We start from the raw sequence: 20585 nt of genomic DNA on the forward strand, positions 1-20585 counted from the left end.
GTTTTAAATATAATCAAAATAGCGGGCGATGTCCACTTCCTTCATAATGGGCTCCGATCTCAATAAATGGGCTTCCATCACTTTGCTGAAAAATGGAACCAAAGAGACCCCCTTAGCACCAAATCCATTGAATATGTAAACGCCTGAATGCCTAGGATGTTTCCCCAAAAATGGTTTCCGGTCTTTTGTAGCAGGTCGTATTCCAAATTTATGCGAAACCACCTCTTTAACAGGTAAATTCACCAAAACCTGAAGCCGTTCTAAAAGCTCATTTTTAGCTCGCTCCGTGGGGCCAATATCCAAATCATGCCAAGTATAGGTCGAACCAACCCGATGAATTCCTTCGCCCAAATGAACACGAAAGACACCACGATTCACAATGTAATCAGGACAGAACTCCTGTTTTACCTCCAGAATTTCTCCTTTGACAGGAGCGAAAGGCAAAAACCCAAAAAAGGAAGATTCCGCTGAATGAACTCCATTACAGAACACTACTGCTGTTGATTCCAAATCTCTGTAATGCCAGGACCCATTATCAAAATGGAGATTTTCCTCTGTAAACTCTTCTAATTGAAAATATTCAGAAAACTTCTCTTTAAAAGCATTCAGGAAAGTTGGTATATCCAGCCAGCCGGATTGTTGAAGCATCACTCCTCCATAAGGATCATTGAGATGTGGAGATTGGGATTCGGTTACCAACTCCCTTATGTATGGGATAAAAGCTTCATCCGAACTATTCCCCATCCACTCATTTTGCTCTTCAATACTGATAAATGGCCGATAGATTGTCTCTGAACGGAGAAAATCAACACCAGTCTTTTCTTCAATCTCTTTGTAAAATGGCTCGATCTCAGGAAACAATTGATCAGCTAACCACGTCTTTACCATCTTTCTTCCTGTTACAGGATTGTAAAGCCCTGCAGCAATCCTACTGGATTGGTTTTTTTCCGGTTGATCCAAGATTCTAATTGATTTCCCAGCCTGAATCAATCGGTATCCTAATGCCGAACCAGCTAAGCCTCCTCCGATGAGTAAAAAATCAATTTTCATAGCTCAAATAACGCGTTTTATTCCTTATTTTGTTTTTGCAGATCGATAAAATCATGCTCAAAATTCAAACATTCACATTCAACCCTTTTCAAGAAAACACCTATGTCATTTCCGACTCGGAAGGACATGCGGCTATTGTTGATCCCGGCAATTATGAGACTCGGGAAAACCAAAAACTTGTGGATTATATACGAGAAGAAAATCTGAAGCCAGAGCTTCTATTGAATACCCACTGTCATATCGATCATGTTTTAGGAAATGCCTTTGTAAAAAGAACTTTTGGTATCTCTCTTTGGATTCACGAGCAAGAAAGTGCGGTATTGAATTCAGCAAAGGTATTTGCACCTAATTATGGATTCGCAGGCTATGAATCTGCTGAACCAGATGGATACTTAACCGAAAACCAAATCATTCAGATCGGAAGTGAAAGGTTGAAAGTGATTTTTGTACCCGGACATGCACCAGGACATGTGGTTTTCTATCATGAAGCCAGCCAACAGTGCATTGGTGGAGATACTTTGTTTCGTGGAAGTATTGGTAGAACCGACCTTCCAGGAGGAAATCATGATTTGTTATTGGAAAAAATTAAATCCGAACTTTTCACTCTTCCGGAAAAAACAGTTGTCTTTCCGGGTCATGGTCCGACCACGACCATCGGATTTGAAAAAGAACACAACCCATTTGTAGGAAAAAACGCCAGATTCTGAATTTGAAAATCAAATCCCACATCCCTAATCTATTGACGCTTGGAAATCTCCTTTCCGGCGTGATCGGTTGCATCTGGGTAATCAAGGGAGATTACTCAGTTGGAGCTTATTTTATTCTGCTTGCTGCCTTTTTGGATTTTTTCGATGGATTTGCAGCCAGACTTCTAAAAGTGAGTGGCGAACTGGGAAAACAACTCGACTCTTTAGCAGACCTAGTTTCTTTCGGAGTTTTGCCCGGTTTCATTGTATTCTCATGGATTCAAAAATCCAGTTCTTCCGAATGGCTTCCTTACCTAGCATTGACAATTCCCTTATTTTCAGCTCTACGATTAGCGAAATTCAACATAGACGATCGACAGTCCGATCGTTTCATTGGTTTACCCACTCCGGCAAACGCTTTGTTTTTCAGCACCATGCCTTTTCTCTCTGAAAAATGGCCCCAATTGGATTTCTTATTTGGTAATCCATGGTTTCTAATCGTTCTAGCTTGGATTTTTTCATTGCTTCTGGTAGCAGAGCTACCGCTCATTGCCTTGAAATTCAAAAACTTTTCTCCTCGAGATAATGTATTTAGATATATGCTCATCGGATCCGGAGCTATTCTGCTTTTGACCATGGGCTTGGCAGGAGTACCACTCGTAATCCTATTTTATTTGGTACTCTCAGTGATTGAAAACTCGGTTTTTTCTCCATGAGAAATGCTCTCAAAGCAAGTTTCTGGTTTCTTTTAATAGTATTGCTAGGCAACCAAGCCTGGTCGCAGGAGCGGTATTTTAAATTCCCAGTAATTGAGAGCGGCATCTATCAGTTGTCTAGTAGCCAATTAGCAGAATTGGGATTCAATGATTTTTCAGAAATAGCCTTTTTCGGTAATCCGGGCAGACTCCAACAAAAATTAGACAGCAGCCAGCTGGAATGGAAAGAAATACCATCCATGGAGACGGAATCTGGCCTAGTAGTATTCCTGACCGACCCAAATCCGATAAATTCTGCGGTTGGCAGCGTTGAGTATTTGCATCATTACTACTCAGACACACTATTTTATTTAATTGGAAAAAAGGAAAATCCTAAACGAATTTTTCCTTTGCCTAGTCCTGAGGATATCCCAAATCAAAATCAGCTTCTTTACCAATGGATAGCTGTAAAAGGCGAAGAAAACAATATCCTGAATTCCGGAAGAGTTTGGTATTCCAAACCTGTAGGCCCAGGCGCAATCCAATCTATACCCATAAGAAAAAGTACTGAGAGCTCTGCTTCTTGGAAGATTCAAGGAAACGTCATGGCCCAATCCCTTCAACCAAGCCAGATTTCTCTAATTGAAAATGGGAATGTAATTATCAGTGCCCAACTTTCACCAATCCCCAATTCTACCTATGGAATCAAAGGGACAGAAGCTTTTTTGCAAGGGACTTTTGAACCTTCCACCAAGGAAGTCAATACGCTGGAAATTGGATTTGAAAGTGGAGACCCAAATGGAAATGGCTATTTCGAACATTTACTGGTAGGCATTCCATTCGAACCAGAAAATTTGGAACCAGGGATTTATTTTACTGAGGATGAAAGTCCATTTTCCACCAATTGCTCTAATTGTCAAGTTTGGGACGTCAGTGACTTTTTCAACCCAAAAGCCTTTGAAACACAAAGCTCGATTTCTGCAAAAAAAATAATCCTATTCGAAGAAAACTCCATTCAACCCATTCAGGAAATTAAGTCCCTCGAAAATACCCTAATAAGCAATGTGAATTGGTCAGAACTTTTGATCATCACGGATGATATTTTTTTAAGTGAAGCTCAGAAGTTAAGCACTCATAAATTGAGTCAGGGGATTCTTGCCGATGTGGTGACAATTGAAGACATCTATAATCAATTTGGCTATGGTAATCGGGATATAGTAGCCATCCGGAATTTTTTGGCTTGGCATTTTCATGAAGGGGAAAGTCTTAAAAACGTCCTATTCCTTGGAAAAGGTACTTTCGACTACAAAGGGAAATTGGGAGGTCGGCCCTCTATAGTTCCAACTTACTCCAGTAGAAACAGCTTAAATCCTTTGGCCACTTTCAGCTCTGATGATTTTTTTGGACTACTTGAGTTTGGGCAAGGTGATTGGGAAGAAAGTCAAGAAGGAGATGAAACCCTATCAATTGGGATCGGAAGATTACCTGTCATCAATCGACGAGAGGCTGAAATTGTCATCAATAAAATCATCGATTATGAATCAAAACCCTCTTTTGGAAGATGGAAACGGAATTTTTCCCTCTTTGCAGATGATGGAGACAATAATATCCACCTTCGGGATGCAGAGTCTCATAGTACTTTTCTAAAGGAAAATGCAAACTCCTATTTTCAGGAGAAATTATACTTGGACCGATTTGAACAAATTTCAGAAAACCAGTCCCAGCGATCTCCCGAAGCAAACGAAAGCCTTCTACAAACCTTAGAAGACGGTACTCTATTTTTGAATTTCATTGGTCATGGAAATGAAACTACCTTGACTGCTGAGGAAGTTTTTCGTGTTGAGGACATTTCCAACTGGCCCAATTTTGAGAATTTACCTTTATGGGTTACAGCTACCTGCGAATTTGGCCGACATGATAGTCCATTCATTCGTTCTTCAGCTGAAGAATTACTGATAGCAGAAGGAAAAGGAGCTATTGGCCTTTTGACAACTGGAAGACCGGTGTTTAGTAGCGTAAATTTCAGATTAAATCAGGCATTCATTCAGGAGGTTTTCAAAAAGGTAGACGGCAAAGCCCAAGATTTAGGAAGCATCTATAAAAATTCAAAAAACGGGAGCCTTAATGGCCCTCTAAACCGAAACTTCAGTCTACTTGGAGACCCAAGTATGAAGTTGGACTATCCGGATTTTGAAGTCAAAATCACAGAATGGAAAGATGAATCTGGAAAAAACCTAACTTCACTTCCCTCTCTTACGGAAATCACTTACGTTGGTGAAATTGTAGATCTACAAAGTGGAAATCGAGTATCTGATTTTAATGGAAGTTTTGAAATTGAACTCCGGGATAAAGAAGTCAAAATAAAAACATTAGGAGACGAAAGCAGCCCGGTTGAATTTCCAGATGAAATCAACATGCTCTTTAGAGGAAGTGGAAAGGTGGTAAATGGAATTTTCGAAGGAAAATTTAGGCTTCCAGAAGGGCTTTCTACTGATTTGAATGAGGGAAGGCTTCGATTTTATGCCGTTGATTCAACTCTCTCTCAAGATGCCTCCGGTGGTCAAAAAGCACTACTTGGCGGTGAAAACACAGCAAAACCTGATGATGATGAAGGCCCGGAAATTAAAGTGATTATTGAAAACCAATCCATCACTCCATTTATATTTCCTAAAAATCAGTTGGAAGCCAGCTTTGAATTTTTTGACCTGACAGGTATCGATGTCAGTGGGCTTATTCCAGAAAACGACCTTAGTATTCGAATAAATGGTGGCGATGAACAAGTCCTCAATCAACGATATATCAGTTTAGACGGATCTTATCAAAGGGGGAAGGTAAATTACACCTTAAAAGGTTTGCAGGAAGGTATCAATACCCTTGAAATCAAAGCAGCTGATTTATTGGGAAATATTTCTACAGTAAGTGTTCAGATAGAAGTAAGGGGAAGTGACCAAATGCAAATTCTAAATCATGTGGTTTTTCCTAACCCCGCTAATCAACAAAGCACTTTCAAAGTGTCACATAACCGTCCTGGAGAAAATTTGGTTATAGCTTTGGAAGTATATGATATGAGAGGAAATATACTATTTTCAGAGTCTGAACGTTGGGTAAAAGTTGACGCTGAATTAGAAGCCTTTTCATGGATTTTTTTACAAAGTCAGTCGAAAATTCCAGCAAAAGGAACTTATATTTACAAATTGACGCTTCAGTCGGAGAAGGATAATTCCTTCGATTCGATCAGCGGAAAACTTATAATTGAATGAATATAAAAGGCATTTGGAAACAAGGTATGTTGCTTTTTGGATTGGTCCTGATCAATTCCACCTGCCTACTTGCTCAAAATTCCGTAGTGATTTCCGGGCAAGACCCCGAACGAAGGGTGATCACTACTGCGGTTCCATTTTTGAATTTTGCCCCCGATTCCCGCCATTCAGCTATGGGTGATGTTGGCGTTGCGACTAGTCCAGATGGAAATTCTGCTCATTGGAATAGTGGTAAACTTGCCTTTGTTAATGACCAAATGGGCTTTTCCCTTTCTTACTCACCTTGGTTGGGAAAATTAGTCAATGACATGTCTTTGAGTTATTTGACAGGTTTCTTTAGAATTGACGAAAACTCAGCCTTTGGTTTTGATCTCCGCTATTTCAATATGGGAGATATACAATTGACAGATGGTTTGGGAAATGAATTAGGTGAATTCAATCCACGTGATATAGCCATTGGAGGAACTTATTCAAGAAAGCTATCTGCCAATCTTGGATTAGGAATTTCAGCTCGATTTATCCATTCTAATCTTTCAGGAAATATCTCTGCAGTTGGTGGAAGCGAAGGAAGACCAGGAATCAGCGTAGGTACCGATGTAGGCTTGTATTACAGCAAACCATTATTGGCTGGCTCTAAAGAAGGAACTTGGTCGTGGGGAATAAATATTTCCAACATTGGCCCTAAAATCACCTACAACAGTGCAGATGACTTGGATTATATCCCAACCAATCTACGAATCGGTACTGCTTATTCCATTGACTTAAATGAATTGAATACCCTGACTTTTGCGCTGGATTTCAATAAGTTGTTGGTCCCAAGTCCTCCTGTATATGCAACAAATCCTGATGGAACATTGGCAACAGATGAGGATGGAAATTTGATTATCGAACAAGGAAAAGACCCGAATAGACCATTAATTTCCGGAATGTTTGGTTCTCTTACCGATGCTCCTGATGGCTTTAAAGAGGAAATTCAAGAAGTGACTTTATCCTTTGGTGCGGAGTACATTTACAATGAAAAATTTGCTGTGAGAACAGGATACTTCTTCGAAAACCCAACCAAAGGAGGAAGAAGGTATTTTACCATGGGAGTTGGATTTAATCTCAACCGCCTTGGATTCAATTTCTCTTACCTAGTTCCTCAAACTCAAAATCACCCATTGGCTGAAACACTACGATTCAGCTTACTCTACACCATCCCGAATAATTAATCGATGCTTGACCGAAGTCAGCCTCCGAAATTTATCATTCCGGAAGATTTCTCATTAACTCAACCTGAGCAGTTTGACCTTTCAAGCGGGGCAAAGGTATTTTTCATTCAAACCCCTGCCGTAGAAGCAGTGAAAATTGAATTTTTGGGAAAGGGAACGAGAGCCAGTTTACCTTTGAATCAATCCCTGATTCCTTCCTTTACATTACAATTATTACCAGAAGGAACTAATAGAAAATCAGGGACAGAAATTGCACATTTCTTTGATTTTCACGCAAGCGAAATCCAGCCTATCATTTCCTTCAGCAATGAAGGCATCAGCCTTATTAGTACCAAAAAGCATGTTTTCGAAATTCTTCCAGTTGCACTGGAGCTGGTCCATGAGGCTGTTTTTCCAGAGGAAATTCTTCAAAAAAGAAAATCTCAACGAAAGCTTGCCATTCAATTGGAAAGAGAAAAGACCTCTTCTCGAGCATCACAGCTATTCAGAAAAGCTTTGTTTGGTGAAATGCATCCCTATGGTGTGGAGATTGGAGAATCTATGCTAGAGGAAATATCATCTGAACGATTGCTCCAGCATAGCCAAAACCAATTGTGGCAGAATTTGGAAATTTTTATTTCCGGAAATTTCTCAGCTCAGGAACTCTCAAAGCTACTACAAGGCCTTGAAAAGTTTCCGTTTAGAACTGCCTTGGAGCAGACTCTTCTTCCAGAAATTTCAAGTGAGAATTTTATCCATGAGAAAAAAGCTGAATCGGTACAAAGCAGCATTCGAATAGGAGATTTTTCCATTCCAAAAAACCATCCGGACTTCATTCCATTGGTTGTTTTCAATTCAATTTTAGGGGGGTACTTCGGTTCGAGACTTATCAAGAATATCCGTGAGGATAAAGGTCATACCTATGGCATTTACTCCAGCCTGGCTCAAATCGGAGACTTGAATTATTGGGTGATTTCTGCTGATGTAGAAAAGAAATACCTTCAAACAGTCAAAGATGAAATCAAAAAAGAGATACAAACACTCTGTGATGAGCCGGTTCCTTCGGACGAATTGGAATTGGTAAGGAATTATTTACTTGGACAGATGCTTTCCCAGTTCAGTAATTCATTTGACTTAATGGACCGATTCCGAGCAGTTCATCATGCAGGTTTGACTCTGGATTTTTATCAGCAAAAACTCAAATTTTTAAAGCAGTTTAACCAAGGGCATATTCTAGAAATCGGTGAAAAATACTTCAAGAACAAAGAGATTTTTGAAGTAAGTGTAGGTTAACCCGTGAGGTGAACATAAAGCCAAGAAATATCCAAGCGAGTCTTTAACCACCATTTATAAAGTGTAAGCTTGAGGTTTTTCGTATGCAGCTTTTCTGCAAGATGAATTAAGTTTTCGGCAGCCAGAAAATTTGCTGACCACGTAGCATGTTTTAGCTCAAATAAAACTCGCTCTTGAAGTGCCTTATTTTCTCCTTCACTTTGATTTAGTTCTAGAGCCTTTTCACATACCTTCACTGTGCTAGGTAGCATCCTGGAAATGTATCGCTGATATTGCTGTGCAGACATGGACCGCGGATGCAAACGCTTTAAAACACCCACATGATCTGAAAAAACAACGGAATATTTTCTCGTTAAGCGTATTTGAATATCAAAATCTTCGTAAAACAGATTTTCATCATAGCCTCCTTCCTTTTTAAGAATCTTGGCATTGAATACCATAGTGGCTGCACATATGGCAGTTCTCCGAAGTAAGGTTTCATACAAATTCCCAACCTCTACTTCTTCAACCAACTCACTGAAAGTATTTCTCTTGTAGAATGTATGAATAGCGCCTGAAGAGGTAAGCAAATAAGCATCTGAAAAGCAGAAAGCAGCTTTTGGGTCCTTACTCAATTGCTTGATGGATAAAGACAAGTGATCAGGATAGAGAACATCATCCCCAGCTAAATCCACCACGTAATCCCCATCAGATTCAAAAAAAGCAGAATTAAAGACCGAACAGTAGGGTTTTGGATCATCATAAAAAATAGTCTTTACTGAAAATAGGCCTGTAAAACTATTTACCCAATCACGTATCAACTGAGGGGTATTGTCCAAACTACCGTTATCAATTATAACTAGCTCTTTGGCATAATAATCTTGCATAGCGACACTTTCCAAGGCCTCGACAATCCAATCCTCGTGATTAAAAGCTATACAAATGACCGTGACCTTTTTTTGCTTTTCCATGGCTAAAGCTTCCTGACCCAGGTAACCTTATTGGAAATATCGTTTGAAAATCTCGACTTAAAAAACATTAAACTATGATTGGGTGAATCCGGACGATCAGAGGAGCCCAAGTCAATTAATTCTACTCCTAAATCTCCTGCCAATTTAAAAAGTTGGAACAATAGAATTTCCCCTGAATTCTTTATAGAAGACTTGGGATTAATGGCAGATTGAAAATAATAAAGTGAATTCTCTGTTAATCGTACAGCTAAGGTATGAGCAAAGATGTAACCCTCCTTTTCCAAAGAAATCAGGAAATACCGCTCTGGAAATCCGGATACCTGGTTGATTAATTTAACCTCATCCAAAGACACTTCATAACCCCTTTCCTCATTCCAAAGTTGAATATTCTTTAAAAATCCAAAGTTTTGGATTGGGCCTTGATAAACCTGAATCTTACTGTCCTTGATTTTTTTATGGAATTTACTCTCCTCCTTCTGGATGAATTTTTTGATCTTCTTTTTCCCAAGAAAAAACTGGTGAGCGAGAATTCGTATTGGCTGAAATCCCATTTTAAAAAGCAAGTAATCAATTAGGTCGTGATTTTCTTCATAGGGCTTTGGAGCTTGGGTAATCTCGATTTGTTGGACGCCACGAAGCCTAAGTTCATCCAAAACCAAGTTCAAAAAGAATTCTAACTGCTCGGAATTGAGACTACTTTCCAACCAAATTCCGCCAAATGGAGCCTCAGGGAGGGAGATAGCCTTCTTAGTTTCTTCAAAAATAAAAACTGTAATCCAAGCTTTTTTCTTTTCCTTTTTGAATAGGATAAAATCTAAAGCTTCGCCCTTTAATGAACTTTCGCATTGAGCCAAGAAATAATCCTTCTCTTCCAAAGAAGCTTGACTCACCTCTAGGTGGTAATTTTCAAATAGTTCTTTCTTATGAGTTTCCAAATTCTTCAGGGTCTCTGATATAATCATCTTCTGAAAAATCCCGATCTGAAAGACCTAATAAAACAGCATCAGGAGAAAACTTTGTTTCCACCCAATGCAAAGGAGGAATAAGCAGACCTTCCGAAGGTTCATTGAGAATAAAGGTTTCGATTTCCCCATCAGGATATTGGATTTTCACTTCCAAAATCCCAGACATGGCAATCAAAATCTGGGTTTCATTCCGATGCGCATGTTTTCCTCTTACAAAACCTTCAGGCACCTTATGCACCCAAAAACATCTTCGTATCCCATCCGGGAACAGTTTCTTATTCTCCCAAAAAAAGAGACTTCCTGATTCCCCGATATCTCCTGGAAATCGAATGATTTTTGGCCTTCCCTCTGGATTTGAATTTTTCATTACTCAAGCAATCGAACGAAAATTAAGATAATTACAAAGGAAAAAAGATTACACTTCGGTTAAATTTAGGTCCTCAATAGAATTTACGTCTTTAAAACACCAATCTTGTCGAGTTCAGTTTCAGAAAATGATTCCTTTTTAACGCTATCTCGGGAGTCCTCAGGTCTTTTCAAGGAAAAGAACAGTAAATTTCACTATTTCGCCTTTCCGGTAAAAAATGAAGACGAAATCAAGGCGCAATTGGAAGGACTTCGGAAGAAATTTTACGATGCCAGACATCATTGCTATGCATACAGCTTGGGAAAAGATGGGGAAATCTTTCGGGCAAATGATGATGGAGAGCCCAATCACTCAGCAGGAGATCCAATTTTAGGGCAAATCCGGTCCTTTGGTTTGACCAATGTACTGATTGTGGTAGTTCGGTATTTTGGAGGAACCAAACTTGGCATGAGTGGCCTAATCCAAGCTTATAAAACTTCAGCCCGCCTTTCCATTGAAGAAAATGAAATCGTTGAGGATTTTTTACGAAGTAGGGTTCAGGTAAAATTCCCTTATTCTCAGATGAACGAAGTGATGAAACTCATCAAAAACGAGAATTTAGAAATCGAATCACAGGAAATGGCTTTGGATGCTGAAATGGTATTGGTTTTTCGATCTGGCTTATTGGAAAAAGTCAGCGAAGAACTTGAGCAAATGGATGGTGTAGATTTTAAGCTACTGGAATAGCTCATCCAAGTAGCCATCCCCTCTTAATTTTTTGAAAACCTCCAGACAGGCCCAAGCATCGGTAGCCGCATAGCGTTGTTGCTTGACAGTCAATTCTTGGGCCTCCCAATTGGAAACTTGTTCGGATTTACTAATTCGGATTCCCAAGACCATCCCTGATAAATTCCGAACTCCTACATTGTGAAAGCCAATTTTTCGAAGTTCATCATTTAAGTCAAAAAAAGCCTGAGGGTAAAAAGAATCCGTCAATTTTCCGAGTCCCTTCAAATCATCATGAACCGCTGCTCCTATTTTCAAAATATGCTCGCGCTCCAGCAATGCCCGCAATTCATCCGGAAAGCCAATAGAGTTTAATCGGAACAAAAATGCTTGTTCGGAAGTGGAAAGTTGTAGTAAAGAAACCTCATTGATTACTCCTTTTCGAAAAGAAGGTTTTGTTTCCGTATCAAAGCCCAATAAGGGTTGAGTATCCAAAAATTCAACTACTTCTTCCACATCTTCCAACTGGTCAATTAAATAGATTTCACCCTCAAATTGACCCAAAGGAAGAGCATTTACTTCATCTTTGCTTATCCGTGTAGGAATCATGCCACTTCTAAATCTTCCTCCTCGTAATAGTTAATTCCAATTTTCAGATACCCATACAAAATCGTCATAAATGGGCTGATGATATTAAAAAAGCAGTACGGAGCATAAACCAAAGTCGCCACTCCCAAAACTCCTGCCTGCGTGGCTCCACAGGTATTCCAAGGAACCAATACAGAGGTAACTGTAGCGGAATCTTCCAAGGTTCGGCTTAAGTTTTCAGGTTTTAATCCACGCTTTTTGTAAATATCAGCATACATACGCCCTGGAACTAATATCGCCAAATATTGATCCGATGTAGTAATGTTGAAAAACACGCAAGTAGCCGCAGTACTAGCAATTAATGAACCTACTTTATGAACTTTTCTGATTACAGCTTCTGCCAATACTTGGAGCATTCCTGTCACTTCCATGATTCCGCCAAAAATCATAGCACAGATAATCAACCAAATGGTATTCAACATCCCTCCCATTCCTCGGGTCACCAATAACTCATTTACTACATCATTGCTAGTGATAATGGCTATTTCCCCATACAAGGACATCATAACTGCCTTGAAACTCAAATAGGAATAAGAACCCGACTCATTGGCAATAGTCGCAATAATATCTGGCTGGAAAATAATTGCAAAAACACCTCCTAGTAAAGCCCCGGCCAATAATGCAGGGATAGCAGGCACTTTTCTTATGATCAAAATAATGACCACCGCGGGCACGATAAACAACCAACCTGTAATATTGAACTTCTCCAGAATAACTTCAGAAATAGCCTTCACATCATCCACCGAGCCATTTGCCTCATAGTTAATTCCGATTATGATAAATAAAATTAGTGTAATCGTGATCGAAGGAATAGTTGTTTTGGCCATGTGCCGGATATGAGTAAATAAGTCCGTCCCTGCCATGGCAGGCGCCAAATTCGTTGTATCCGACAATGGAGACATCTTATCGCCAAAATAAGCTCCAGAAATAATAGCACCTGCAATAATTCCTTCCTCAAACCCTAAAGCCTTGCCAATACCCAATAAAGCAACTCCAACCGTGGCAACAGTAGTCCAGGAGCTTCCCGTGGAAATGGATACAATCGCACTTACAAAACAGGCAGCAACAAGGAAAATTCCTGGACTCAATACCTGAAGTCCATAATAAATCATAGCAGGTACAATTCCACTCAAAAGCCAGGTACCCGCAAGAGCTCCAATCAAAAACAGAATGAGAATGCTGGACATAGCTGAGCTGATGCTTTTGACAATGCCGTCCTGAAGCGTTTCCCAATGAAACCCTAACCTATAAATAGCCACGATTGCGGCAACGGACGCGGAAAGCAACAACACTATCTGATTAGAACCAGAAAGTCCATCAGTTCCAAAGACACGAATATTTAAAACCAATAAAAAGATTAAAAAAACGAGGGGTATTAACGCATCTACGATCCTCGGCGTCCTAGTTTTCTCTTGCATCAAATTTTAAGGATGGGATGAATTCGTGAATCTAACCAAAAATTTTAAAACCCTTTTCGAAGAAGGTCTGAGAGTTCCTTCCCAACTTGCCAACCAATAGCCACACCCATTCCACCTAATCGAACTGCAATGGCTGATTTATCTCCAATTTTTTGAATAATGGGAGATTTTTTTTGTCCAAATGCCATAATTCCAGTCCAGGATTGCTCCCATTCAATTTTCTTACCCGGAAAAATCACTTCCTCCGCAATTCGACACAGATAGCTTTCAATTTTGGGATTGATTTTATTTTCCTCACTTTCTTCTCCTTCAAAATCCTGATTCCTTCCTCCTCCTAAAAGAAGTCTTCCGTCAATTTTTCGGAAATAAACATAGCCTTTATCAAAGTGGAAGCTCCCCTTCCAGGGGATGTGAAAATCCAACTCCTTGCTTACCATCACCAATCCTCTACCCGGCACTAAGTCTAAATGATTTACAAGTTTCCTTGAAAAGGCATTGGTACATACCGCTACTTTTCCACCCACAAATTCCAATGAACCTAACTGTTGATCCTCGGCAATCACAAGACCCAAATCAGAGTCTAAATTTTCAACTGTAATTCCTGTCAATATCCGAATTCCTAATTTGCTTGCTTCATCCCAAAGCGCATTCAAATACCTTCCAGAATCTAATTCTCCTTCAAATTGATTTTTGACAACGGCTTTCACAGAATCCGCAAAGCCCATTTTTCGGTGATTTTTGACTTTAGAAAAGACCGGCTTTTTGAACAGGGGTTTTAACATTTTATTGATGCCTTCCAGTTGATTCAAGGCATCCAATTGATCTTCCTGAATTAATTCAAAACCACCTGAATCTTTAAAATCCAAGTTCCTTTTCCCAAATTCCTTTTTGATTTGATTCAAGCCTCTGGCTCTACGCTCTACTAGCTGGAGAACTTCATCCTGTGCCATGTGCCAGAGATCGTCCAGGATCTCGGTAAGAGAACCAAAGCAAGCAAATCCGGCATTTTTTGTACTAGCTCCGGTAGGAAAAGAACCTCGCTCAAGTATGAGAATCTTGGCTTTTTTATTTTTTCGCTTAAAGTGAATCGCGGTAGACAATCCAACAAACCCCGCTCCCACCACAATTAAATCATAGTTTAAAAAGTGCTTTTTTTCCCAATAACTCAGCATATTTTCAAAGCGCTAATCGCATTTAGTTAGAATTTTGATAATTTACTTTTAAACTTATTCAATAACCCCAAAACCTATGAGAAAAATTGAGGAACTATTGCAGGAATATGGATCTAGCCATCAAAATCCCACCAATAAATTAATCCACTGGTTTTGCGTCCCTGCTATTTTCTTCAGTGTGGTAGGCTTGGTTTATAGTATTCCTCCAGGACCTTTGCCAGAATATCTATCTCAATTAGGAACTTTCGCTAATTGGGCAACTATCATCCTATTTTTGGTTTTGGTTTATTATGTCACCCTTTCTGGTCCGCTGGCTTTAGGCATGTTTTTGTTTTCCTCAATCTGCCTGGCACTGGCAAATTTTTTAGCTATCGAATTTCCAGGAAAGCTATGGCTGATCAGTTTGGGAATTTTCATCATTGCCTGGATCATTCAGTTTTATGGGCATAAAATTGAAGGCAAAAAACCATCATTTTTCAAAGACCTACAATTTCTCCTAATTGGTCCTGCTTGGTTGATGCACTTTATTTACAAAAAATTGGGGCTCGCGTATTAGAGTTTAAATTATTCAAAAAGGGTTCTAATTTTCCGAAGTGACTCCTGATTTTTACGTGTTTTGATGCTCATCAAAATCGACTTTTTCTCCCTCGCTGTCAATCTCCAATTGAGTGAGGCACGTTGCATGGTTTCTTGACTTCCTGTTAGTTCCTCATTTTGAACCAATTCAGGCGCATATTCGAATTCGACTTTATCTACAGGAAAAGGCATGGATTCAGCCATGTAATTGAATAAAACCTCATTTTGAATGGTCTGAACATTATCCCAATTTGAATAAATATTTTTCAAGGGATTGAAGATTTTCTCTGCGATACGGGGAATTGGGCTAGGTGGAATTTCCATTGATTTCTGAGAGTCCCGAATGGTGACCAAAACAACTCCGGAAGTATTTTCGCGAATCCAATCCTGAAACACATAAGTAAAGCGCAATGCATCCTGTATCCCAAAATTGTCAGAAAGTCCTGTGTCCATGGTCTCCATGGCAGGGTCGGATGGTAATTGCACATTGGGAGAAATAAATGGAAAAGTAGCTGACATCCTAAGCGCGGTCAAAAAACGGAGATTCTCGGCATCTTGGTTCTTGAAAAATCGGAGAAAATCAATGCTTTGCTTTTTCTCATCTACTCCTAATTGACCTTTGACAGATGTACCTAAATAGGACATGGAATGAGGTGAAATCACCAACTTTCTCCCGTCATTTGTAATTAATGAAGTCACCGGAAGCAAAGGAATTTTTCCAGAGTATTCAGCTTCTCGGTAGGCTTTCAATGGCTTATCCAAAACTCCCAAGGTATTTTCATTGAGTTGTTGCTCGAAAGCATATCCCCGATCCTTCAAGTATTTTCTACCATTGTATTCGAAATATTGATTTCGAATCAACAAATCATTCACCAAAAGAGAAAAGATAATAGGATTGAGATTATCCGCTGAAATTTGGTCCAAATACACCGAATCCCGTGGATCAATGGAAGGGTCGTCTAAGGATTGAAGATAAATTTCTCTAAAAAATGCTTCACCCAATACTCCTCCGGAGGCACCAGAGAAAAATTCCGTATGAGTTAAAATCTTGCCATCCTGAATGTCATACAAATGCTGAAGAATCACGAAAGTCCAAAGTGCAGAACGCTGCCCCCCTCCACTAGAAGCAACCATCACTAATTTTGGCTTTTCTTCCCCTGTCCTTTTCTTCCAATTGGATAGAATTTCCAGAGTATGCATTCGATCTTTTTGAAGTGTATCCGGATGAACCAAGGCATCTAAATTTTCAAGTGTATAGCTTGCCGGTTCGGTTTGATAATTCATTCCAAATGCTTCATGCGGACGATTAAGAATAGAAAAATTTGAAAAATAATTGATTAAAATTATTGCTACAAAAACCACAACTGTCGCCCATTCACGAAGCCAAAAACTGACCGCTCCTACTAACATGACTAAAATGGCTAGTAAAAGCAATCCGCTCATTGCAGCAGGTAACTGAAGGATTGACTGCTCTTTGAATAAACCCAAAATGACCACAATGAAAATCAAGAAAACTTGAATCAAGAAAAGATTCAGGTGATTTTGATCAAATACTTTCAGAAGCTTGGCTGCATGAAAACGGGAAATATCAGGCCTAACCGGTTCAAATCGCATCCGAATATTCAAGAAGCTATGAACAGATTGAGAATTGTTTTTTAAGTCTTTATAGCGACTGATGACATTTTTACGGGTAAAAGCGACCTTACGAAGCCTTCGGTCCAAAGTCCCTGCGAAGATCACAAAGAAGTCCTTATTTGTAAAAGCAAAGTACCCAAAGATCAACCCATAACTAAGCAAACTTCCTAAGGTGAATCCGCCAAAATAAGACAAAACCTGCCATTCTGAATCCAAATCATTTTGTAATTGGAAAGTGACGAATCGAATACAATAGGCTAAATAGAATAGAAGCGGAACGATGGAATTATTAATGCAAAAATGAATAAATGGCTTTTTCAAAATCGCTAGAAATGAATAGCGCCTTCCATCCATAATGTAAGTTGTCATGTGAAAGGCCATGGTAAAAACGGCAAAGCCAATCCCCATCAACATGAAACTCAACCAAGAAACTTCGTGAAGGTATTCAGGGTCAAGAAATAAAAAGGGAATACCCAAAGTGACTCCAACTCCCTCAAAAACAATGGCGAACAACAAGCCCCAAACCAGAATTAGGGCTAGGTTTTTACGAAGATGAAGAAAAAGTAGCTGGACAGGAAAGCTGTACCAAATAGATTGAATCATTTTAACGGATGTTCCCTAAAATTTAAGGTTTTTACTTCAATGAAAAAACTTTTTTCCAAAGCCTTTGGCTTTCAATTCATTGGAACTTAGAAATAAAAAAGCGGAAGAATTCTTAATTTTTCCGCATGGCCATTCACCCAATAAAATGTACTTTCAAGGCTCAAAATTGAGAAAGAATGAGAACGTGGTTTTTGTGCAAAGTAAAATACGCTAAAGAAAATGAACAGGGATTGCTGAAAAGCATTTCCGAGCAATATCTCGTAGATGCAGTTTCATTCACAGAGGCAGAAGCAATTCTATATGATAGACTTGGGTCTCAAATCCGAGGAGATTTTCAAGTAACCGGAATTAGCAAAAGCAATATTGTAGACGTTTTTTACTATGATGATGCGGATATTTGGCATAAATGCAAAATCACCTACCTAGTAACTGACGGAGAAAGCGGTAAGGAGAAAAAAGTGACACAGTACATGATTGTAACCGCATACGATGTCAAGCAGGCCTATGACCGCATTCAAGAAAGTTTGAGTAATATGTTAGTAAGCTTCCGTGTTCCGGACATCACTGAAAGTCCTATTGTGGAAGTGTTCCCTTACGAATCCAGCGAGGAGAGAACCCAACTACCGGAAGGGAACTTCAGGCCATTGGAAGAAAATGAAGAAGGGGATGATTAATCCCCTTTTTTAATTCAAAGCCGTTGGTTGGTGACTAATGACAAAATTGATTAAGTCATCTAGAGAAATCCCCGCTCGTTCGGAAGCATCTCGAATATCTTCTCTGCTCACCTGAGCAGCAAAAGTTTTATCCTTCATCCGCTTTTTCACTCCCTTAGCCTCCATACCTTCGTAGGCTGTAGGACGCATCAAAGAATAGGCATGGACAAATCCGCTCAATTCATCAAAAGCATAGAGCATTTTGTCCATTTCAGAAACGGGCTCCACTCCAAAATATCGCGGACCATGAGAGGCAATAGCTCGGATGATTTCAGGATCAATATTTCGGGATTCTAATTCTTCGATTATTTTTCGACAATGCTGATCTGGCCATTGATCCCAATCTGCATCATGAAGAAGTCCAGCCAAAAACCATCGATGCTGATCTAATTCATCCATTCCTTTTTCTTTAGCAAAAGACTTCATCAAATGTGCCACCTGACGCATATGAACGATCAATTTTTCATTTTTGACCCAATCTTCGAGTAGTTCAAAAGCTTCTTTTTCCGATAGGACATTTCCTGCGTTTTCAGGATTCCCAAACTCACTTCTACCGAGATTTAATGACGCTTCATTCATTTCAAATAATTTTTAATGTATTTCGTATAAGTTTAATTGTTTCTTGTATATTTGTTTAAGACTTTGCGATACGAAAATGAGTTTGGAAGGAATTGAAAATTTGGCCCAATTGGCGATATCATCTGAATATTTAATGCAGGTGACTTTGGACCCCGAGGGAAAGGTACTTTCCAGTGACTCAGGAATCGGCCCTGTTCCTTCCTTATTTGACCAATCCAACAAACCACTATTTTTTGCTGATTGCTTCCTTTCATCAGACTGGGTAAAATATGAAAATAATCGCACAAAAGCCTGGAACAACCATCAGCAATCATTTTTTGTGGATTTGCAAAAAATCAATTATCCCTCCGGCAACTTGCTCAAAACCAGATGGGAGTTTTTCTTCATTTCAAAAGATTTTGGAACCTGTCTTGGGATAGGTCATCCTGTTGATAGTCAAAAACCTTACGACATTCAACTTGGAGAATTTATTGACGCGGGTGAATCTCCTCAGGAACTTTTCGACACCATTCTTGAAGATCGATTATTGGGGTTTTGGGAATTTAATCACTTTGAAAAATCAAACTCAATCAGTTCTGGTCTTGCTCAAACTTTGGGATACTCAGAAAAGGAAATAAGCAAAAGCGATGGAATTGCTTGGAAAGAGCATATTTACCCAGAAGACTATTCCAAATTACAGGCTGATCTCATCCATCACTTCAGAATCTCCGGTTCTTTACCTTTCAAACGAGAATTCAGATTGGTCACTAAACGAAACCAAATCATCTGGGTAGTCGCTTTCGGTAAAACCACCAAATGGAATGAAGACGGAAAGCCTTACCATGTGCAAGGCTTGATAGTCGATATTAATGAGCGCAAAAAGCAAGAACTTTGGCTTAAAGAGCATCATTTTTTTCTCAAAGACCTTGCCTTCCAACAATCTCATACCCTACGTGCACGAGTTGCCAATATTTTAGGATTGATCGAAATTCTTGAACTCGAGCAACAAACTCTCGAGTCCAAACGAATCGTGGATATCATCAAAAAAGAGACAAAGGATTTGGATCATGCTTTGAAAAAAAGCATCAAGGAATCTGTCAACCAAAACAAGGTTTTTGAATCCGAAACAGGAAGTACCAACAATTAAAGATTTCTAATCTTCCATTTAGCCTTTAAATAGCCCCAAATCACTTTGGGGCTCATTGCTTTTTTCCTCGGCTAGCTTCCAGCATATCCCACATTTCCTGAGGGATTTTGTCCAAATTATTGAATTCTCCTGCTCCTTGAAGCCACTCTCCACCATCAATAGTCATTACTTCTCCATTGACATAACTTGAAAAATCAGAGACCAGATATGCCGCCAAGTTTGCGAGTTCTTGGTGATCTCCTACCCTGCCAACAGGCACTTTCTTGGCCGGGTCAAATTTTTTCACCAAATCCCCCGGTAGCAATCGACTCCACGCTCCTTCAGTTGGAAAGGGTCCTGGAGCGATGGCATTGGACCTGATTCCATATTTCGCCCATTCCACTGCTAAAGATCGAGTCATTGCTAAAACCCCTGCTTTCGCGGCTGCTGAAGGGACAACATAACCAGACCCTGTCCAGGCATAGGTGGTTACAATATTTAGAAAAGTTCCAGCTTGTTTCTTTTTGATCCAGTCTTTTCCAGCTGTTAAAGTCACCTGTGAAGTACCTTTTAAAACAATATCCAAAACAGTATTAAAAGCATTGGTAGATAGACGTTCAGTCGGACTGATAAAATTGCCCGCTGCGTTATTTAAAACCACATGAATTTCCCCAAATTCTTTGTTGGCATCAGCCCACATTTGCTCCACCTGATCAATATCCCGAACATCACATTGAAGTGCTAAAACTTTTCCGCCTTTTTCCCTCATCATCTCCTCTGCGGTTTGTTGAAGTACATCCAGCTTGCGGGAGGTGATTACGAGATTTGCTCCTAATTCTAAAAAATAGGACCCCATCGAACGTCCTAAACCAGTACCTCCACCAGTGACTAAAATATTCTTGCCTTTCAAAGCTCCATCACGGAGCATGCCTTCGTTAAAATTCATTGGTTATTTTTGTTTAAAGTTGAACCAAG

At 39.5% G+C, this 20585-nt stretch carries 19 protein-coding genes; 9 read left to right on the forward strand and 10 right to left on the reverse strand.

Translation table 11 applies throughout. From position 1 onward, the window contains the following. Positions 1-3: 3 nt before the first annotated feature. The gene (locus NY014_RS06700) at positions 4-1050 is read right to left on the reverse strand and encodes an NAD(P)/FAD-dependent oxidoreductase (protein WP_259413785.1); all 1047 of its coding nucleotides are present in this window, start codon (positions 1048-1050) and stop codon (positions 4-6) included. 53 nt (positions 1051-1103) lie between these two features. On the opposite strand from NY014_RS06700, the gene NY014_RS06705 reads away from it, so the two are divergent. The 5 genes from NY014_RS06705 to NY014_RS06725 are packed head-to-tail and all read left to right on the forward strand — an operon-like array spanning position 1104 to position 8174. Then, positions 1104-1757: an MBL fold metallo-hydrolase gene (locus tag NY014_RS06705; RefSeq protein ID WP_259413786.1), complete on the forward strand. Its 654-nt coding sequence runs from the start codon at positions 1104-1106 to the stop codon at positions 1755-1757. Between the two features lie 2 nt (positions 1758-1759). Further along, positions 1760-2452, forward strand: coding sequence for a CDP-diacylglycerol--serine O-phosphatidyltransferase (gene pssA / locus NY014_RS06710; protein ID WP_259413787.1), 693 nt, complete (start codon positions 1760-1762; stop codon positions 2450-2452). Beyond that, positions 2449-5691 carry a type IX secretion system sortase PorU gene (porU, locus tag NY014_RS06715; RefSeq protein WP_259413788.1) on the forward strand — a complete coding sequence of 1081 codons (3243 nt, stop codon included), beginning with the start codon at positions 2449-2451 and terminating at the stop codon, positions 5689-5691. The genes pssA and porU overlap by 4 nt, the downstream gene beginning before the upstream one ends. 26 nt (positions 5692-5717) lie before the next feature. Further along, positions 5718-6902: a type IX secretion system outer membrane channel protein PorV gene (gene porV, locus NY014_RS06720; RefSeq protein ID WP_259414142.1), complete on the forward strand. Its 1185-nt coding sequence runs from the start codon at positions 5718-5720 to the stop codon at positions 6900-6902. Between the two features lie 3 nt (positions 6903-6905). Beyond that, a complete protein-coding gene (locus NY014_RS06725; protein WP_259413789.1) occupies positions 6906-8174 on the forward strand; it encodes a M16 family metallopeptidase in 1269 nt (422 codons plus the stop codon). Here the strand turns inward: NY014_RS06725 and NY014_RS06730 are convergent. The 3 genes from NY014_RS06730 to NY014_RS06740 are packed head-to-tail and all read right to left on the reverse strand — an operon-like array spanning position 8171 to position 10456. After that, entirely contained in the window at positions 8171-9124 is a 954-nt protein-coding gene (locus tag NY014_RS06730) for a glycosyltransferase family A protein (protein ID WP_259413790.1), read from the reverse strand. The genes NY014_RS06725 and NY014_RS06730 overlap by 4 nt on opposite strands. 2 nt (positions 9125-9126) lie before the next feature. Continuing rightward, the gene (locus NY014_RS06735; protein WP_259413791.1) at positions 9127-10059 is read right to left on the reverse strand and encodes a hypothetical protein; all 933 of its coding nucleotides are present in this window, start codon (positions 10057-10059) and stop codon (positions 9127-9129) included. Continuing rightward, positions 10046-10456, reverse strand: a complete 411-nt coding sequence (locus NY014_RS06740; RefSeq protein ID WP_259413792.1) for a sugar 3,4-ketoisomerase — start codon at positions 10454-10456, stop codon at positions 10046-10048. The genes NY014_RS06735 and NY014_RS06740 overlap by 14 nt, the downstream gene beginning before the upstream one ends. Positions 10457-10561: 105 nt before the next feature. On the opposite strand from NY014_RS06740, the gene NY014_RS06745 reads away from it, so the two are divergent. Continuing rightward, a complete protein-coding gene (locus NY014_RS06745) occupies positions 10562-11182 on the forward strand; it encodes an IMPACT family protein (protein WP_259413793.1) in 621 nt (206 codons plus the stop codon). Here the strand turns inward: NY014_RS06745 and NY014_RS06750 are convergent. Genes NY014_RS06750 through NY014_RS06760 form a run of 3 tightly spaced genes read right to left on the reverse strand, consistent with a single transcriptional unit; the run spans position 11171 to position 14399 of the window. Continuing rightward, positions 11171-11770, reverse strand: a complete 600-nt coding sequence (locus NY014_RS06750; RefSeq protein WP_259413794.1) for a 3'-5' exonuclease — start codon at positions 11768-11770, stop codon at positions 11171-11173. The genes NY014_RS06745 and NY014_RS06750 overlap by 12 nt on opposite strands. Then, the gene (nhaC, locus tag NY014_RS06755) at positions 11767-13227 is read right to left on the reverse strand and encodes a Na+/H+ antiporter NhaC (RefSeq protein WP_259413795.1); all 1461 of its coding nucleotides are present in this window, start codon (positions 13225-13227) and stop codon (positions 11767-11769) included. The genes NY014_RS06750 and nhaC overlap by 4 nt, the downstream gene beginning before the upstream one ends. Positions 13228-13271: 44 nt before the next feature. Next, entirely contained in the window at positions 13272-14399 is a 1128-nt protein-coding gene (locus NY014_RS06760; protein WP_259413796.1) for an NAD(P)/FAD-dependent oxidoreductase, read from the reverse strand. A 76-nt stretch (positions 14400-14475) separates the two neighbouring features. Between NY014_RS06760 and NY014_RS06765 the strand changes: the two genes are divergently transcribed. Beyond that, positions 14476-14955: an Mpo1 family 2-hydroxy fatty acid dioxygenase gene (locus tag NY014_RS06765; RefSeq protein WP_259413797.1), complete on the forward strand. Its 480-nt coding sequence runs from the start codon at positions 14476-14478 to the stop codon at positions 14953-14955. A gap of 8 nt (positions 14956-14963) precedes the next feature. On the opposite strand, the gene NY014_RS06770 is transcribed toward NY014_RS06765, so the two are convergent. Beyond that, the gene (locus NY014_RS06770) at positions 14964-17213 is read right to left on the reverse strand and encodes a patatin-like phospholipase family protein (protein ID WP_259413798.1); all 2250 of its coding nucleotides are present in this window, start codon (positions 17211-17213) and stop codon (positions 14964-14966) included. A 176-nt stretch (positions 17214-17389) separates the two neighbouring features. Between NY014_RS06770 and NY014_RS06775 the strand changes: the two genes are divergently transcribed. Then, positions 17390-17887: a DUF4494 domain-containing protein gene (locus NY014_RS06775; protein ID WP_259413800.1), complete on the forward strand. Its 498-nt coding sequence runs from the start codon at positions 17390-17392 to the stop codon at positions 17885-17887. A gap of 9 nt (positions 17888-17896) precedes the next feature. Here the strand turns inward: NY014_RS06775 and NY014_RS06780 are convergent, their stop codons facing one another. Further along, positions 17897-18505, reverse strand: a complete 609-nt coding sequence (locus NY014_RS06780; RefSeq protein WP_259413801.1) for an HD domain-containing protein — start codon at positions 18503-18505, stop codon at positions 17897-17899. 76 nt (positions 18506-18581) lie between these two features. On the opposite strand from NY014_RS06780, the gene NY014_RS06785 reads away from it, so the two are divergent. Beyond that, positions 18582-19631: a PAS domain-containing protein gene (locus tag NY014_RS06785; RefSeq protein ID WP_259413802.1), complete on the forward strand. Its 1050-nt coding sequence runs from the start codon at positions 18582-18584 to the stop codon at positions 19629-19631. A gap of 52 nt (positions 19632-19683) precedes the next feature. Here NY014_RS06785 and NY014_RS06790 read toward each other — a convergent pair whose 3' ends face one another. Further along, the gene (locus NY014_RS06790; protein WP_259413803.1) at positions 19684-20556 is read right to left on the reverse strand and encodes an SDR family oxidoreductase; all 873 of its coding nucleotides are present in this window, start codon (positions 20554-20556) and stop codon (positions 19684-19686) included. Between the last annotated feature and the right edge of the window lie 29 nt (positions 20557-20585).

This window comes from Algoriphagus limi (assembly GCF_024919275.1).
GTDB classification, from domain to species: domain Bacteria; phylum Bacteroidota; class Bacteroidia; order Cytophagales; family Cyclobacteriaceae; genus Algoriphagus; species Algoriphagus limi.

Bases quoted from the DNA above. Each gene is read 5' to 3' on its own strand.
- NY014_RS06700 (WP_259413785.1), bottom strand. From the start codon at position 1,050: ATGAAAATTGATTTTTTACTCATCGGAGGAGGCTTAGCTGGTTCGGCA.
- NY014_RS06705 (WP_259413786.1), top strand. From the start codon at position 1,104: ATGCTCAAAATTCAAACATTCACATTCAACCCTTTTCAAGAAAACACC.
- porU (WP_259413788.1), top strand. From the start codon at position 2,449: ATGAGAAATGCTCTCAAAGCAAGTTTCTGGTTTCTTTTAATAGTATTG.
- porV (WP_259414142.1), top strand. From the start codon at position 5,718: ATGTTGCTTTTTGGATTGGTCCTGATCAATTCCACCTGCCTACTTGCT.
- NY014_RS06725 (WP_259413789.1), top strand. From the start codon at position 6,906: ATGCTTGACCGAAGTCAGCCTCCGAAATTTATCATTCCGGAAGATTTC.
- NY014_RS06730 (WP_259413790.1), bottom strand. From the start codon at position 9,124: ATGGAAAAGCAAAAAAAGGTCACGGTCATTTGTATAGCTTTTAATCAC.
- NY014_RS06740 (WP_259413792.1), bottom strand. From the start codon at position 10,456: ATGAAAAATTCAAATCCAGAGGGAAGGCCAAAAATCATTCGATTTCCA.
- NY014_RS06750 (WP_259413794.1), bottom strand. From the start codon at position 11,770: ATGATTCCTACACGGATAAGCAAAGATGAAGTAAATGCTCTTCCTTTG.
- nhaC (WP_259413795.1), bottom strand. From the start codon at position 13,227: ATGCAAGAGAAAACTAGGACGCCGAGGATCGTAGATGCGTTAATACCC.
- NY014_RS06760 (WP_259413796.1), bottom strand. From the start codon at position 14,399: ATGCTGAGTTATTGGGAAAAAAAGCACTTTTTAAACTATGATTTAATT.
- NY014_RS06765 (WP_259413797.1), top strand. From the start codon at position 14,476: ATGAGAAAAATTGAGGAACTATTGCAGGAATATGGATCTAGCCATCAA.
- NY014_RS06770 (WP_259413798.1), bottom strand. From the start codon at position 17,213: ATGATTCAATCTATTTGGTACAGCTTTCCTGTCCAGCTACTTTTTCTT.
- NY014_RS06775 (WP_259413800.1), top strand. From the start codon at position 17,390: ATGAGAACGTGGTTTTTGTGCAAAGTAAAATACGCTAAAGAAAATGAA.
- NY014_RS06780 (WP_259413801.1), bottom strand. From the start codon at position 18,505: ATGAATGAAGCGTCATTAAATCTCGGTAGAAGTGAGTTTGGGAATCCT.
- NY014_RS06785 (WP_259413802.1), top strand. From the start codon at position 18,582: ATGAGTTTGGAAGGAATTGAAAATTTGGCCCAATTGGCGATATCATCT.
- NY014_RS06790 (WP_259413803.1), bottom strand. From the start codon at position 20,556: ATGAATTTTAACGAAGGCATGCTCCGTGATGGAGCTTTGAAAGGCAAG.